11 protein-coding genes are annotated in these 16,349 nt (G+C 71.1%); 5 read left to right on the top strand and 6 right to left on the bottom strand.

The window, feature by feature from the left end:
* Positions 1-91: 91 nt before the first annotated feature.
* Positions 92-1,558, top strand: a complete 1,467-nt coding sequence (locus KVT44_RS04520; RefSeq protein ID WP_217566179.1) for a WGR domain-containing protein — start codon at positions 92-94, stop codon at positions 1,556-1,558.
* Positions 1,559-1,655: 97 nt separating this feature from the next.
* Here the strand turns inward: KVT44_RS04520 and KVT44_RS04515 are convergent, their stop codons facing one another.
* The 5 genes from KVT44_RS04515 to KVT44_RS04495 form a co-directional block, all read right to left on the bottom strand.
* Positions 1,656-2,834 (bottom strand): sensor histidine kinase, encoded by a 1,179-nt coding sequence (locus tag KVT44_RS04515; protein WP_217566178.1) that lies wholly within the window; start codon positions 2,832-2,834, stop codon positions 1,656-1,658.
* A 128-nt stretch (positions 2,835-2,962) separates the two neighbouring features.
* Entirely contained in the window at positions 2,963-5,182 is a 2,220-nt protein-coding gene (locus tag KVT44_RS04510) for an MMPL family transporter (RefSeq protein WP_217566177.1), read from the bottom strand.
* Positions 5,183-5,369: 187 nt separating this feature from the next.
* Entirely contained in the window at positions 5,370-7,085 is a 1,716-nt protein-coding gene (locus tag KVT44_RS04505; protein ID WP_099920236.1) for a hypothetical protein, read from the bottom strand.
* Between the two features lie 178 nt (positions 7,086-7,263).
* Positions 7,264-7,683: a molybdopterin-binding protein gene (locus KVT44_RS04500; RefSeq protein WP_217566176.1), complete on the bottom strand. Its 420-nt coding sequence runs from the start codon at positions 7,681-7,683 to the stop codon at positions 7,264-7,266.
* 133 nt (positions 7,684-7,816) lie between these two features.
* On the bottom strand, positions 7,817-11,908 hold the full coding sequence (locus tag KVT44_RS04495; protein ID WP_217566175.1) for a molybdopterin-dependent oxidoreductase: 4,092 nt from the start codon (positions 11,906-11,908) through the stop codon (positions 7,817-7,819).
* A gap of 193 nt (positions 11,909-12,101) precedes the next feature.
* Here KVT44_RS04495 and KVT44_RS04490 point away from each other — a divergent pair, with 193 nt between their 5' ends.
* From KVT44_RS04490 to KVT44_RS04475, 4 genes are all read left to right on the top strand, one after another.
* Positions 12,102-12,491 carry a cell division protein SepF gene (locus KVT44_RS04490; protein ID WP_217566174.1) on the top strand — a complete coding sequence of 130 codons (390 nt, stop codon included), beginning with the start codon at positions 12,102-12,104 and terminating at the stop codon, positions 12,489-12,491.
* 185 nt (positions 12,492-12,676) lie between these two features.
* Positions 12,677-13,834, top strand: a complete 1,158-nt coding sequence (locus KVT44_RS04485) for an ATP-binding protein (RefSeq protein ID WP_217566173.1) — start codon at positions 12,677-12,679, stop codon at positions 13,832-13,834.
* Entirely contained in the window at positions 13,831-14,169 is a 339-nt protein-coding gene (locus tag KVT44_RS04480) for a nucleotide pyrophosphohydrolase (protein WP_075030563.1), read from the top strand. Before KVT44_RS04485 ends, KVT44_RS04480 begins: the two co-directional genes overlap by 4 nt.
* A 307-nt stretch (positions 14,170-14,476) precedes the next feature.
* Positions 14,477-14,953 carry a DUF6099 family protein gene (locus KVT44_RS04475; protein ID WP_075030562.1) on the top strand — a complete coding sequence of 159 codons (477 nt, stop codon included), beginning with the start codon at positions 14,477-14,479 and terminating at the stop codon, positions 14,951-14,953.
* A gap of 242 nt (positions 14,954-15,195) precedes the next feature.
* Here KVT44_RS04475 and KVT44_RS04470 read toward each other — a convergent pair whose 3' ends face one another.
* Positions 15,196-16,119, bottom strand: a complete 924-nt coding sequence (locus KVT44_RS04470; RefSeq protein WP_075030561.1) for an LLM class F420-dependent oxidoreductase — start codon at positions 16,117-16,119, stop codon at positions 15,196-15,198.
* Positions 16,120-16,349: the final 230 nt, after the last annotated feature.

The raw sequence follows: 16,349 nt of genomic DNA, 5'->3' as shown, positions 1-16,349 counted from the left end.
CCCGCCCCGTCGTTGTCAGTGGTGACCACTAGTTTGGAGTCACTGGAAGACGGCCGAAGCGGCCGACCGGGCCTTTGGGGAGGGGTGTGCTGTGTCCGCTGCGCAGGCACGACAGTCGGGGAACACGACGTATCTGGAGCTGTCCCAGGAGAGCGGCGGTGCCCACAAGTTCTACGAGGTGACCGTCGAGGGGACCACCGTCTCCGTGCGGTACGGACGGATCGGTGTGGACGGGCAGCGTCAGACCTCCGCGTTTCCGACCGTCGAGAAGGCGAACGCGGCGGCGGCGAAGAAGATAGCGGAGAAAGTGCGCAAGGGGTACGCGCCTGCCGTCCAGGGGCAGCGCGCGGCCCGGGCCGTGACGCGCCGTCAGGTGACGTCCGCCCCGTCCACGGCGCGGGCGACGGCGCCGGTGCTGTGGCGGTTCCGTACGGGCGCCTCGGCGTTCGGCATCCATGTCGACGAGGACCGCTGCTGGGTGGGCAACCAGCACGGCAGCGTCTACAACCTGAGCCACGACGGTGAGGTGTTGGCTCACTACTCCCTGCCGGACGGGGTGAAGTGCCTGGTGGCGGACGACTTCTGGATCTACGCGGGCTGTGACGACGGCCGGGTGTACGACCTCTCCTCGAAGGTGCCGTTCGCGGCCTACGAGATAGCGGCCGAGGTGGACATCTTCTGGCTGGACATTCACGCGGGCGTACTGAACGTCTCCGACCGCAACGGCGGTCTGACGGTCATCGACCACGAGGACGAGCTCCAGTGGTCGCGCAACTCGTCCGGGGACAACGCGTGGATGGTGCGGGCCGACGACCACGCCGTGTACCACGGGCACAGCCGCGGTGTGACGGCGTACGCGGCCGACGGCGCCGGCCAGCTCTGGCACACCGCGACCAACGGCAATGTGCTCTTCGGATGGCAGGAGGAGAACGCCGTCTACGCCGGGACGGGGCGGCGGGTCGTCCAGCGGCTCGCCAAGTCCGACGGGCGGATCGAGGCCTCCTACTCGTGCGACGCCGCGGTGTACTCGTGCGCCACGTCCCCCGGCGGGCGGTACGTCTTCGCGGGCGACTCCGCTTCCTCCGTCTACTGCTTCACCGCCGACGGCTCCCGGCTGTGGAAGCTCGGCACGGGCGGCGGCTCGGCGCTGTCGATGCAGTACCACGACGAAAGGCTGTACATCGTCTCCACGGACGGCTCGCTCGCCTGCATCGACGCGAGCGAGGCCGCGATCAACGCCGCCCAGTCGGGCACCGTCCCGGTCGCCGCGGACATCAAACTGGCGGCCGCCCTGCCGACGTACGCACCGCTGACCACCGCCGCCTCCGTCGCCACGGTCAGCGCCGTCCCCGCGCCGGGGAGCGGGGTAGTCGTGGAGTGCACTCAGGACGGGGGCCGAGTGCGCGTGCACGTGGTCTCCGAGGGCTATGAGCCGAGTTGGAACGTCCAGTTCCCGCGCGCGATACGCCAGCCCGGCGCCCGCTATGTGGTGGACGCGCTGCACTCCTCGGCGGGTGGCTTCTACCGGGTGCGCGGAGAGATCAGGCGTCTGGTGTGACGCTCACGGACCAGATCAGGTAGGTGCGGGTACCCGACGTACTTGGTGCCGATTCCGTTCCAGGTCGACCTCTTCCACGACCGCCTCCGCAGGGTTCTCAAGGGTGAAGCGGCAGTTCGGTGGCGACGGTGAAACCGCCTTCCGGCCGCCGGTACGTCTGGAGTCGCCCGCCCACCGAACTGGCGCGTTCGCGCATGCCGATGACGCCGAAGCCACTGCCCGGGACCGGCGGCGCGGGAGCCTTGCTGCCGTCGTCGTCGATCGTGATCCGCACCTTGTCCTTGGAATACGAGAGCAGCACGCGCGCCTCCTTCACGGCGGCGTGCTTGGTGACGTTGGTCAGCGCCTCCTGCACGATCCGGAAGGCGGTCAGGTCCACGCTCGGGGCCAGCGGTCGCGCCTCCCCCTCGGTGGCGACGACGACGTCGAGCCCGGTGGAGGCGAACGCGGCGGTCAGTTCGGAGAGCCGGCCGAGTCCGGGGGACGGTTCCAGGGGCGCGTCGGGATCGTTGGCCTGGCGCAACAGGCCGACGGTGGCCTTGAGTTCACGCAGCGCCGAGGACGTGGTGTCGGCGAGGTCGCCCAGGATCCGCCGCGTCTGGTCGGGGTGGCTGCGCGCGAGGTGCGCGGCGGTCCCGGCCAGGGCGTTGGCCAGCGCGAGGTGGTGGGCGACGACGTCGTGGAGGTCGCGCGCGATGCGCATGCGCTCCTCGGCGACCCGGTGCCGCGCCTCTTCGTCGCGGGTGCGCTCGGCGTGTTCGGCGCGCGCGTGGACGGCTTCCAGGTAGGCGCTGCGCAGCCGGGCCGTGGTGCCCCAGGCGACCGGCACCAGCAGCCAGAAGACGGGTCCGACCGTGCGGAAGAACAACGGATGGTCGTAGTGGTCGGCGAGGACGGCTGTGGGCACCACCAGCGCCGAGACACCGAAGAGGCCGATGCGGGCGGTCGCCCGGCTGGTACGGATGGCCAGCCAGTACAGCGCGATCATCACCGGTCCGAGCAGCAGTGGTGTGATCAGATAGCCCGCCACGGTGCCGGTGTTGACGCAGGCGGCGGTCACCGCGACGACCGTACGGGGGTGACCGCGCCGCCACCACAGGGCGGCGCAGGCGACGCCCTCCAGGAGGACGGCCGGCCACCACTCGACCCGCTCGCCGGAGGGCTTCGAACTGCTCCATTCGCTGCCCACCACGGAGAGCGTGAAGACCGCCAGGATGACCGTCGCGTTCACGGCACGGGGGTGGTCCATGGCGAACCGCTGCCAGTTGGTGATCATCGAGAGGGTTTCCTGTCGGATGCGGTGACCATGGCGGGTGCGGCGATCCCGGCGGGTGACCTCGCCGACGAACGGCCCGGAGGGCCGCCCGTGTTCGGCACGGGCGGCCCTCCGGCAGACGGGGACGGTCAGACGCGGGCCGATTCCCGTGCGGCCGGGTCGTCGTGCGCCGGGGGCGCCGGGGCGACGGCGGACTGGTGGACGAGACCCTCGCCCTCCACGTCGACCTTGGGCAGGATCCGGTCCAGCCAGCGCGGCATCCACCAGGCGGCCTTGCCGAGCAGGGCCAGGACCGCCGGCACGAAGGCCATGCGGACGACGAACGCGTCGAACAGGACGGCGATCGCGAGGCCGAAGCCGATCATCTTGATCATGGATTCGCTCGCTCCGACGAAGCCGGAGAACACGGCCATCATGATCAGCGCGGCGGCGACCACGACCCGGGCGCTGTGGCGGAAGCCGCTCTCGACCGCCTGGCGCGGGCTGTCGCCGTGGACGTACGCCTCCCGCATCCGGGCGACGAGGAACACCTCGTAGTCCATCGCGAGACCGAAGACGATGCCCACCAGGAAGATCGGCATCAGGCTCATGATCGGACCGGTGGTCTCCACGCCGAGGAGCGAGGCGCCCCAGCCCCACTGGAAGACGGCGACGACGGAGCCGAGCGCGGCGAGCACCGACAGGAGGAAGCCGACGGCCGCCTTGATCGGGACCAGGATCGAACGGAAGACCACCATCAGGAGCAGGATGGCCAGGCCGACCACCACGATCAGGTAGGGGATCAGGGCCTTCTGGGTCTTCTCCGCCATGTCGATGTTCAGGGCGGTGGTGCCGGTGACCTCGAACTCGGCGCGGGTCGACGCCTCGGTGGCGGGGCGCTCGTTCCGGATGGTCTTGACGAGGTCCTGGGTCTTCTTGTCCGTGGGCGCGGTGGACGGGACGGCGGAGAAGACCGCGGTGTCGCCCGCGGGGTTGAAGCGTGCGGGGGAGACGGAGACGACTCCGTCGGTGGCCTTGATCTTCTTCTCGATGGTCGTGACCGCGGCCTTGGCGTTCGCGGAGCCCCTGGCGTCCACGACGATCGACAGGGGGCCGTTGAAGCCGGGGCCGAAGCCCTTGGCGAGGTCGTCGTAGGCGCGGCGCTCGGTCGTCGAGGTGGGCTTGGCCTCGTCTCCCGTCGTACCCAGCTGGAGGTCCATCACCGGTACGGCGAGCGTTCCCAGGCCCACGACCGACAGCAGGAGCACCGGGAGGGGGCGGCGCAGGACGAAGCGTGCCCAGCGGCTGCCGCCGTTGTTCTCGCCGCCCTCCTTGATCCGGCCGCGCTTGCGGGCCTTGCGGGAGAGTACGGCGTTGGGCCAGAAGCCGAGGAGGGCCGGGACCAGTGTCAGCGCGATGAAGACGCCGACGACGACGGCTCCGGCGGCGGCGAGGCCCATCTTGGTGAGCAGCGGGATGCCGACGACGGACAGGCCGGCGAGGGCGATGACGACGGTGAGGCCGGCGAAGACGACGGCGGATCCGGCGGTTCCGGTGGCGAGGCCCGCGGCTTCCTGCGGGGTGTGGCCCTTGGCGCGTTCCTCGCGGTAGCGGGAGACGATGAAGACGGCGTAGTCGATGCCGCAGGCGAGGCCGAGCATGGTGGCGAGCGTGCCGGTGGTCGAGGACAGGCCGAACGCGCTGGACAGGGCCATGATCGCGGCCATCGAGACGCCCACACCGATGAGCGCGGTGAGCAGCGGGAGCCCGGCGGCGGTCAGTGAACCGAAGGTGATGATCAGGACGACGGCGGCGATGGCGATACCGATCCCCTCGGCCGCTCCGCCCGCGGAGGGGGTGGTCGCCAGTGCCGTGCCGCCGACCTCGACCGTCAGGCCGGACTTCTTGGCCTGCGCTATCGCGTCCTTCAGGGCGTTCTTGCTGGCGTCGGTGAGGTCATCGGGCTTCACCTTGTACGTGACAGTGGCGTACGCCGTCGTCGCGTCCTTGCTGATCGCCTTCGCCTGGAAGGGGCTGACCGCGCCGGCGACCTGCGAGCCGTCGGCCGCGTCGTCGACCAGCTTGTTGATGGCCTTCTTGTTGTCGGCGGCGGTGATCTTCTGGCCGTCGGGGGCGACGAAGACGATCCGGGCGTTGGCGCCGTTGGCGGTCGTCCCCGGGAAGCGCTGCTCCATGAGGTCGAACGCCTTCTGGGACTCGATCCCCGGCATGGAGTTGTTCGGATCAGGGGCGGCCGGAGCCTTGACCGCGCCGAAGCCGACAGCGCCGAGCACCGCCACCCAGATCAAGGCGACGTACCAACGTCGCCGGAAGGCCGTACGGCCCAGTCGATAAAGGAAAGTAGCCACGGGCTGAGGTCTCCACTCGTCCGATCTCGGGAACCCCATCAGGTTCCCCGTGGCAGACCCCTCCCGTCGTCGTGCACGTGCCGACATTTCCGACTACTGAGAACGCAGTACACCGCTTCCGGATCATCCTCCTGACGTCTACCGCCAGCCGCGGAGAACCGCGACCGGCGGCGTACGTCAGGGGGGCCTAGCGGGTGCTTGCCGGGGCCTTCAGATGCAGATCCGTGCTGGACAGTGTCATCGGCGTGGCCGAGACGGCCCGCAGCCGGACGCGTACTCCGGCGCCGGGGAGGGTGAACCTGCCGGAGGGCGGCAGGAGCTCGTAGCTGGCCGAGGCGTGCCGGCCGAGTGTGGCGGGGCCGGACTTGATGGACCAGTAGCGGCCCATGCCCTGGCCCGTGGTCAGGGTGAAGTGCGGGGTGAGGGCCGTGTCGCCGAGGTTGGTGACGCGGACGGTGAGCGCGGTCACGGCCTTGGCGGTGGTGGTCCGGGTCTCGCCGACCAGGCGCATCCTCAGGGGCGGCGAGCCCGTCACCGCCAGGGTCGACGCGACCAGGGCGGGGACGATCAGCAGCACGCCCGCGGCGATGCGCGCCCGCTGCCGGTGCGGGCCGCGCAGGAAGGCGGGCCGGGGCTGCCACGCCGTGGTGAAGGCCGACGGCGGCGCGGTCACGGCAGCGGCCAGCCAGAGCGGCGTCATCATCAGGTAGTAGCCGTCCTGCGAACGCGTCGCCAGGAAGAACGCGCACCACGGCAGGACCACCGCGGCCGGCCCCAGCCGCCGCACGAACAGCACGAAGAGCCCGAGCAGCCCCGCGGCCAGCAGCATGCTCGCGTGCGAGTACCAGGCCAGCCGGTCGCTGCCGTCGGTGAAGTACAGCGAGATGCCGACCAGGCCCTGGCCGTGCAGGTTCGCCTTCTGGGTGAGCGGGAGCGCGATCCCGGACAGCCAGCTGCGTGGCTCGCTCACGATGAAGTACGCGTTGATCAGCAGCCAGGTCAGGGCGGCCACCCCCACGATCCGGCCCACGGCGGCCGCCGCCGCGCGCGCTCCGAGGTCGCCGCGGCGCAGGGCGTAGACCCCGGCCAGCAGGAACGGCGTGAGGAACCACGGGAGCTGCTGCGAGGCGCAGGCCGCGCCCAGGCACGCCGCCCGCGCCCAGTCGCTCCATCCGCCATAGCCCATCCGCGGCCAGCCCACCACCACCGGGATGAGGAAGGCGCAGGCGACGATCGCCGGATAGCCGAGCCGGGCGTACGCGGTCAGCAGGCCGAGGCCGAGGCACACCAGTGTGGCCGCGGACCGCCACTGCGTGGGCAGCATCCGCCACATCACGATCGTGCCCACGATCAGGGCGCCGGTGGCGGCCAGGACCGCGGGGGCGGCCCCGTGCCCGACCCACAGCAGCGGCGCGGTGAGCAGCAGGGGAAGCGGCGGATAGCCGTACGTGTAGTCGTAGCCGCCGGTCATCGTCGGGGTGAGGGCGACCCCGTGCTGCCCGAAGAGCCAGGGCCACGGCTGGTCGTAGACCTGGTGCCCGGCGACGAACTCACGGGCGGCCTGCGCGGTGAGTACCGACTCGTCACCGCCGCCGTGGTACATAGCGAAGCCGCACACCGCGAGCGTCACGGCCGTCACCAGGATCACGAGGTCGAGGCGGGCCAGCGAGCGGGCCCGGCGCACGGTCAGCGTCAGGACGCCCGTCACCAGGATCGAGGCGTAGCAGACCGAGATCACCGCCGCGACGGCGAGCCGGTGGCTCGCGGCCGCCGTCCACATCGGACGCGTACCGATGAAGAGGCTGATGTCGGCGAGCAGGGTCAGGACGCGGTGCCACTGCGCGGGCGTCTCGTCGGGCGACGCCTTCGTGAGGGCCTTCTGGCCGGTGGTCGACGGCCTCATTTCTGCCAAGTACACGGGGTTGGACGGTAATTCCCGCAGATGAAGGCCATGATACCGGACGTGAAGAGTCCGGTATGAGGGTGGTAAGAAGAGCGTTTACGGACGATGTGGGTGCGTGTCGTGCGGGAGCGTGTCATATAAGGGCGTCTCATGCTTTGACGGGAGATAAGGGGGTGTCTCAGGCGTTGGAGAGGGACACCTCGGTGGACTTGATGAGCGCGACGACCGCCGATCCGGCCGCAAGGCCGAGCTCCGTCACCGCGTCCTTGGTGATCGCGGAGGTCAGCTCGCCGCCCGGAACCTCGACCTTGACGCGGGCCATGGCCCCGCCCGTGGAGACCTCCGTCACCGTGCCGGGGAACTGGTTGCGGATGCTCACCCCGTCGACCGGCCCGGTGGCCAGGGACACCTCCGTCGACTTGACCAGGGCGCGGACCGTGGAGCCCGTGGTGAGACCCAGTTCCTCGACGGCCTCCGCGGTGATGGCCGCGGTGAGGTCCTGGCCGCCGTCGAGGCGGACCTTGACCGTCGCCATCACCTCGCCCGGTGTGACGGAGGTGACGGTTCCGGGGAGCTGGTTGCGGATGCTCAGGCTCATGGGTACGCCTCAATGTGCGGTGCGGTGGGACAGCGAACGACGGATGCCGGTGCGCTGCGAATAGCCGAGTTTCGCCAATTATGTGCAACTCACGGCTCCCGGTGGGCTCACCACACCCCGTGTCTCCCGTGTCTCAGTACACGTCTCGTACGTACCGCTTCTCCGCCGCCAGCTGTTTGACGTACGCGGTGGCCTCCGTCTCGCCCAGACCGCCGTGCGCGACGGCGATGTCCCGCAGCGCCCGGTCGACGTCCTTGGCCATCCGCGAGGCGTCCCCGCACACATAGAAGCGGGCGCCGTCCTGGAGCCAGTGCCACAGCTCGGGCCCGTGCTCACGCATCCGGTCCTGGACGTAGACCTTGGCGCGCTGGTCGCGTGAGAACGCCGTGTCGAGCCGGGTGAGCGTGCCGCCGTCGAGCAGCCCGGTCAGCTCGTCCTCGTAGTAGAAGTCGGTGGCGCGGTGCTGCTCGCCGAAGAACAGCCAGTTCGGCGCCCGATGGCCGAGCGCCCGGCGCTCCTCGAGGAATCCGACGAACGGCGCGACTCCGGTACCGGGCCCCACCATCACCATGGGGGTCGTCGCGTCCGCCGGGGGCCTGAAGTGCGGCGATCGCTGCACGAAGACGGGGACCGCCGCACCCGGCTCGGCATCGGCGAGGAAGGGCGAACAGACCCCGCCCCTCGCCCGGCCGCCCGGATTCTCGTACCGCACCACGGAGACGGTCAGCGAGACGAGGTACGGGTCGACGAGCGGACTCGACGAGATCGAGTACAGCCGGGGCTGCAACCGCTTGAACACCTCGGCCCACTCCGCCGCCGACGCGCGCACCGGATGCTCGGCCACGACGTCCACGGCCTGCCGCCCCCACGACCAGCGCGCCAGCTCTCCCTTGTTGTCCGGACGCAGCAGCTTCCTCAACTCGCGCCCGTCACGTGTCCGTTCGCCGACGAAGCGCAGCAGATCCGGGGTGATCCGCGTGATGTCGAAATGCCGGAGCAGGGCCTCGCCGAAGGCGACCTCACCAACACCCGCCACATCGACGGAGGTCGAGCCGTCGACCCCGACCGCCTCCAGCCATTCGGCAACCAGACCCGGCGAGTTGACGGGCCGTACGCCGAGCGCGTCCCCCGCCTCGTACGGCAGCGGGCTCTCGCTGTCCCGGGTGTCGAAGGTGAACCGGCGCACTTCCTTGCCGGCGCCGGGCAGGCTGAGCAGCCGGTTGCCGGTGAGGCGGGCGGTGGCGGCGGCCGGCGCGGGCTTGGCGGCCGGGGGTGCCTTGGGCGTCCCGGGTGCTTTGGGCGTCTCGGTCCGTCCGCCGAGCGCGGTGAGGATCAGCTCCAGCCAGGCGCCCGCGTTCGGCTCGTAGTCCGGTTCGCAGTCCGTACGGGGAGCCAGGCGTACGGCGCCCAACTCGTCCAGGCGCGCGTCCAGCCGACGCCCGTGCCCGCAGAAGTCGTCGTACGAGGAGTCGCCGAAGGCCAGCACGGCATAGCGCACGCCGTCCAGCCGCGGGGCCTCGTGCCCGGACAGGGTGTCCCACAGGCCGGACCCGTTGTCGGGCGCGTCACCGTCCCCGAAGGTGCTGGTGATGAAGAGCAGATCGGCGCTGCGGGCGAGCGCGCCGACGTCCGCCTCGTCCATGCCGACCAGTCGGGCCCGGTGCCCGGTGGCGGTGAGCCGCTCGGCGGTGGCCGTCGCGAACTCCTCCGCGTTCCCGGTCTGCGAGGCCCACAGCACCACCACCTCACGGCCCGCGGACTCCGGCGCGGGAGCCGCAGGGGGCGCGGAGCGCGAGTACATCCCGGCGAGCACGCCGTTCACCCAGAGGGCGTGCTCGGGGTCGAAGGGGGCGTCCGGAGGGAGGACGGGCACGCCCGGGAGCCCGGAGGAGAGCCCGGCGAGAAAGCCGCTGAGGTACTGCCGTTCGACGGAGGAGAGCACGGGCGGGGGAGCGGGCTCCAGGCCGAAGCCTCCGGGCGCCGTCGCGACTCGGTCGGGCATCTTCGGCCCGTCGGGCGCCTTCGGCCCGTAGGGAGTCTCCGGCCCGTCGGGCGTCTCCGGAAGAGCCCTTCGGGCGGCAACGCGCGCCAGCGACACCGCGCACACCTTGAACTCCGGCTGGAACGACACCGGATCCACCGCGTCACTGGTCACCGCGTTGATGCTCAGGTACTCGCCGAACAGGTCGTTCCAGTGAAAGGGCGCGAACACGCACCCCACCCGCACCCGGTCCGTCACCACCGCCGGCAACACGGCCCGCCCCCGTCGGGAGGCGACCTCCACCGAGTCCCCCTCCACGATCCCGAGCGCGGCCGCGTCCTGCGGATGCAGCTCCACGAACGGCCCGGGGTTGAGCTTGTTGAGCTTGGCCACCTTCCCCGTCTTGGTCAGCGTGTGCCACTGGTGCTGCAGGCGCCCGGTGTTGAGGACGAACGGAAAGTCGTCGTCGGGCATCTCGGCGGGCGGCAGATGGGGCCGCGCGAAGAAGACGGCCCGTCCGCTCGCGGTGGGAAACGACAGCTCACCGTCGCCCGCCGGCTCCACATACCGGATCGGATTCCGCGCGGGCCCGTCCTCCCGCGCGACGGGCCACTGCACGGGCCCGCCCCGCAGCCGCTCGTAGGAGGCACCCCGCAGATCCCACCCGGTCTTCGGGTTCCACGCCTCCTTGATCTCCTCGAAGATCTGCTCGGCACTGTCGTACGAGAACTCCTTCTCGTACCCCATGGCGCGGGCGACGGCCGCGATGATCCGCCAGTCCGCCCGCGCCTCCCCGGGCGGGTCGACGACGGCCCGTGCCAGGGTCAGCGTCCGCTCGCTGTTGACCATGACGCCCTCGGCCTCCGTCCACAGCGCGCCGGGGAGCACGACATCGGCGTACGCGTTGGTCTCGGTCTCGGCGAAGACGTCCTGGGTGACGACGAACTCGGCGGCTTCGAGCCCTTCGATGACGGTCCGGCGGTTGGCGACCGAGGCGACGGGGTTGGTGCAGATGATCCAGCAGGCCTTGATGTCCCCCTCGGCCATCTTCCGGAACATCTCGACGGTGCCCTGCCCCACCCCGTCCTTGCGGATGCTCCCTACGGGCAGCCCCCACAACTCCTCTACGAAGGCACGCTCCTCGTCCACCAGCACCGACCGCTGCCCGGGCAGCCCGGGACCCATGTAGCCCATCTCGCGCCCGCCCATGGCGTTGGGCTGACCGGTGAGGGAGAACGGTCCGCTGCCGGGCCGGCAGATGGCGCCCGTGGCGAGATGGAGATTGACGAGCGCGTTGGTGTTCCAGGTGCCGTGCGTGGACTGGTTGAGTCCCATGGTCCAGCAGCTCGTCCACTCCCCGGCCTCACCGATCAGCCGCGCCGCCGCCCGGATGTCGTCCTCCGGGATGCCGGTGATGTCGGCCACGGCCGCGGGCGGATAGTCGGCGAGGAACGCGGGCATCGCCTCCCAGCCCTCGGTGTGCCGGGCGATGAAGTCCGGGTCCGTGTAGCCGCCTTCGTGCAGCAGGTGCAGCAGTCCGTTGAGCAGCGCGAGGTCGGTCCCGGGCCTGATCTGCAGAAACAGATCGGCCTTCGCCGCCGTCGCGGTGCGCCGCGGATCGACGACGATCAGCTTGGCCCCGGCCTTCACACGCTCCATGAGCCGCAGGAAGAGGATCGGATGGCAGTCGGCCATATTGGACCCGATGACGAGGAACACGTCCGCGCGGTCGAGATCGTCGTACGACCCCGGCGGTCCGTCGGCGCCGAGCGACAGCTTGTAGCCGGTGCCCGCGCTCGCCATGCACAGCCGTGAGTTCGACTCGATCTGGTTCGTCCCCACGAACCCCTTGGCCAGCTTGTTGGCGAGGTACTGCGCTTCGAGGGTCATCTGCCCGGAGACGTAGAAGGCGACGGCGTCCGGGCCGTGCTCGTCGATGATCGCGCGCAGGCGCCGGGCGGTCTCGGTGAGGGCCGCGTCGACGGGCACGGGCCGTGGCTCCTCGCCGCGGTCCTCGCGCACGAGCGCGGTGGTCAGCCGGCCTGGCGCGGCGAGCATGTCGGCCGTGGTCGCGCCCTTGGTGCACAGCCGGCCGGAGTTGGCGGGGTGCCGCTTGTCCCCGGACGCCTTCAGGACCGTACGCCGTCCGTCCGGTCCCCGGCCGATGTCGAGGACCATGCCGCAGCCCACACCGCAGTACGAGCAGACGGTCCGGACCTGCTCCGGGCGGGGGGTCGTGGTCATGCTGACGACAGTACGAATTGCCCGTTACGCGGATGTCACATGGTCTGATCTTGGAGGGTTACGCCCGCTGCACAACCGGCCGGCGGGCGATGTGAGGGTGTCGCGGACCGTGTCGCTGTTGGGCCGAACGGGTGACCATGCGTAAGAATTGGCCGGTGCAGACAATGAGTGCGAGCCAGGACGGGGTGGGCCAGTGAGCAGCCACGACGTCACCGACGAGCAGTGGGAAGGGCTCGCCCAGGTCGTTCCGCTCCGGGGCCGGGACGCCTGGCCCTCGGCGGTGAATCACCGGTCGATACCCGAGGCCGTGACCGAGGCGCGGCGCCGCTTCGTGGTCCTGCGGGTCAATGTGTTCGCGGACGCCCGCGACGTCGCCGAGACGCTGATGTCGGGCATCCCCGTCCTGCTCGACCTCACCAGCGCGGAGACCGAGGTCGCCAAGCGGGTGCTGGACTTCAGTACGGGGGTGGTCTTCGGTCTGGCGAGCGGCATGCACCGGGTCGACCGCAACGTGTTCCTGCTGACACCGCGCGGGACCGAGGTGCGAGGGCTGATGGAAGGGGCGGGGGTTCCTGGGATCTGATCAAGGGAGGGCGGGGGTTCTGAGGATCTGGCCAGGGGCGGGCTGGGGTTCCTGGGATCTGACCAGGGGCGGCCAGGGCCGGGCCCCGCGCGCGGGCGCGCGCCGGTCCCCCGATCGTAGGAAGGTCATCCGGCCGTAACGGTTCGCCTGCGGATCGCCCGGCAGGGGGCCCTTACCGTCCACATATGACCGTGTCATCTCTGGCGGCCCCCGCCCAGGCCGAGGCGCGCCCCGACCGGCCCGGCGCCACCGAACTCAGGCTCGCCGCCTTCGCCGCACACCGGCGCGCCCGGTTCCCGCTCGGCCCCCTCACCCTCTTCACCGGCCCCAGCGGCAGCGGCAAGACCGGTGCCGTGCGGGCGTACGAGGCACTGGCGCGGCTCGGCGGCGGCGCCGCGCTGGGTGAGGTGTTCCCGGACCCGGCCGCCTGTGTGCCCGAGCGGGCCAGGCCCGACGCCCAGCGACGGCGCGGCTTCCGCATCGGCTGCACGGTCGACGGCCCCGAAGGACCCGTACGGCTCGATGTCGCCGTGCAGGCCGAGCCCGAACTGCGCATCGTCGGCGAGCGGTTGACCGCGGGCGGCGTGACCCTCCTGGAGACCGCGCTACGGGACCCCGGCCGCCGTGTCGTCCAGGCGGCCTGGCACACGGCGGGCTCGGCGGCGGTCACCCGGGGCCCGCTCCCCGACGACCGCCTCGGCACCGCGCTGCTGCCCCTGCGCGTCGCCGGCCGGACGGACGGCGAACGGCGGGTCCTCGCCGCGGCCGAGCAGATGGTCGTCGCCCTGCGGTCCGTGTACGCCTGCGACCCGAGCCCCCGACGGATGCGCGCCGCCGCCCCGCTCGGCGCGGGGCGGCTGCTCCGGGGCTGCGACAACCTCGCCGAGGTGCTGTGGCGTACCCGATCGGAGTGCGGCCATCGCTACGCGCACCTGGTCACGGCGGTACGGGCCGGCTGCGCGGGCCCCGTCACGGACGTCCTGGCCGAACCGCTCGGCGACGGCACGGTCCGTGCGCTCCTCGACCGCGGGGACGGTGTCCGTACGCACCTGGGGCTGCTCGGGGACGGCGAGTTGAGGTATCTGGCGCTGGCCCTGGTGCTGCTCACCGGGCCCGGCGTGCTGGAGGTCGACCCGGCGGGGGAGGTCCCGGCCGCGCTGCAGACGCTGACGGTGCTGGCCGACGGCCTCGACCGGGGGCTGGACGTGCGGCAGGCCGGGGAGTTGGTGCGGCTGGCGGCGCGGATGTGCGAGCGGGGGCACATCCGGCTGGTGGGTGCGGTGGGCGATGCCGTCCCGGTGCGCGAGGTGCCGGGGGTCACGGTGGTAGACCTGACGCCGTGAGTGAAAGTGAACTGGATGTGGCGAAGTTGCAGCGCAGGCTGGCCGAGTTCGCGGCCGCGCGGAACTGGCAGCAGTACCACACGCCGAAGAACCTGGTCGCCGCGCTCAGCGTGGAGGCGTCCGAACTGGTCGAGATCTTCCAGTGGCTGACGCCCGAGGAGTCAGCGCGGGTCATGGACGACGCGGACACCGCGCACCGCGTCACGGACGAGGTGGCGGACGTGCTGGCGTATCTGCTCCAGCTGTGCGAGGTGCTCGGCATCGACGCGCTGGCGGCGCTCGACGCGAAGATCGACCGGAACGAGCGGAGGTTTCCGGTGGGGGAGGGGGCATAGGGGGCCCGGCGGTGCGGGGGGCGCTGTGGCGCGGGGGAGGGGGACGGGTGGGCCCCGTGGCGGGGGGTGCGGTGTTGTCGTGGAAGAGCTGCGGTGCTTTGCGGAGGGGGGCCGTGGTGACGGTGCCGGGGAAGCGGTGAGTCCGGTTGTCACTCTCCGGAGTCGTTGAGTTGTCCACATTCAACTCTGTGTCCACAGATTTCGGTCTTCCTCTGGCTTTTCGTCTCGCGGGCTCTCACTCTGGGTAGTGGACAGGGGAGTTCGGGCGGACGTGCGACCAGCGCGTCGGGACAGACGGGGGCAGCGCATGGACGCGGTGCGGCTCATCGGGGCGAGCAGGCGCGCCCTCGCGGGGAGCGGGGACACGGTCGAGGTGGTGGCGGAGGCGTGGCAGGCGCAGGCCCTGGCGCAGGCCATAGGGAGTCGTTTCGCCGTCTCGGGGCCGCCCGAACTGCGGGGCGAGGCGCTTGGACTGACGGAGCTGGCGGGCCGGGGCTGCGGTGTGCTGGACGCGCCGCCCCTCGACATGGCCGACCTGCGCGCCGCTCAGCTCACCGAGTTGGGTGATGCGCGAGAGTCCCTGCTGTGCCTCGGGGGTCTCCTCGGCGAGGTCGGTATCGCCCTCGTCGGTATCGCCTGCGCGGCGGACGATCAGGGGACGTACTGGCAGTGCATGGAGGCGATCGACGCGGCGGACGAGTCCCGGGACCGGGTCCTGGAGATGCTGAGACGGTTGGCGGCGCGGGATCAGGGGGTGGTGGAGCGGGGGCGGGCGACCGGGTAGACGGGGCCTTCCCTCGCCCCCGCCGCCCCTACCCGTCCCATCCTCCTGGGGCTCCGCCCCAGACCCCGAGGGGTGGTGTTTCGGCTGCGGGCCGGTGGGGGCTGGTCGCGCAGTTCCCCGCGCCCCTGAAAGCCTCGCCCGTCCGGCGTTTGAGGACGAGGCCGTTCAGGCCGGTCGGGGGTCCGGGGGCGGAGCCCCCAGGCACACGGATTTCACCCGCCGGGGGCCCGAGGAACGCGATCTCAGCCGAGCTGCGGCATGACCTCCGCGGCGATCAACTCCAGGTGGTCCAGGTCATCGAGGTCCAGCATCTGCATGTACATCCGCTGCGACCCGACGGCCTGATACTGGGCGATCCTCTCGACGACCTCCGCCGGAGAGCCCGCGAGCCCGTTCGCCTTGAGCTCGTCGACGTCCCGCCCGATGGCGTCCGCGCGCCGCTTCACCTCGCTGTCGTTCCTGCCGACACAGGCGACGAGCGCGTTCGAGTACACGAGGTCGTCACCCTTGCGCCCGGCCCGCTCGGCCGCCGCCCGCACCCGCTGGAACTGCTGCTCCGTGTCCGCGAGGGAGGCGAAGGGGATGTTGAACTCGTCGGCGTACCGCGCCGTCAGCTCGGGCGTCCGCTTGGCACCGTGGCCGCCGATCAGGACCGGCACCTTCGGCTGCGCGGGCTTGGGAAGCGCGGGGGAGTCCTTGAGCTGGTAGTACTTCCCCTCGTAGTTGAACCGTTCACCGACGGGCGTCTCCCACAGGCCCGTGACGATGGCGAGTTGCTCCTCCAGCCGCCCGAACTTCTCCTTGGGGAACGGAATCCCGTACGCCTCGTGCTCGGCCTCGTACCAACCGGAGCCCAGACCGAGTTCCACCCGCCCGCCCGACATCTGGTCGACCTGCGCGACCTGGATGGCGAGAACGCCGGGGAGACGGAAGGTGCCGGCCGTCATGAGCGTGCCGAGGCGGATCCGGCTCGTCTCACGGGCGAGACCGGCCAGCGTGATCCAGGCGTCGGTGGGCCCGGGAAGCCCGTCGACGGATCCCATGTGCAGGTAGTGGTCAGAACGGAAGAAGGCTCCGTAGTTGAGGTCTTCGGCGGCCTTGGCGACGCGGAGCAGCGTCTCGTAGGTCGCTCCCTGCTGCGGTTCTGTGAAGACTCGAAGATCCATGCATCCATCATGCACCGGTCACATCAGCCGCCCCAGCCGGAACCGCTGCCACGGAGCTCGGCGGGAAAATTCCCGGGTCTGCCAGGGGCGTTCGCTATACGTTGGGACGGGCGCGCCGACGACAGGCCGGGAGCAGTGATCCCCCGGCGCGCTCTCCCCCCGCTGTGATTCACCGGCGCTCGGCGCAGGTGAGGTATTCACAGCTCAGAAGACGTTTCGAGGCAGATTCC

Source organism: Streptomyces sp. GbtcB7 (assembly GCF_019091445.1).
GTDB lineage: Bacteria > Actinomycetota > Actinomycetes > Streptomycetales > Streptomycetaceae > Streptomyces > Streptomyces mirabilis.
This window is presented reverse-complemented; position numbering and strand designations above follow the sequence as displayed.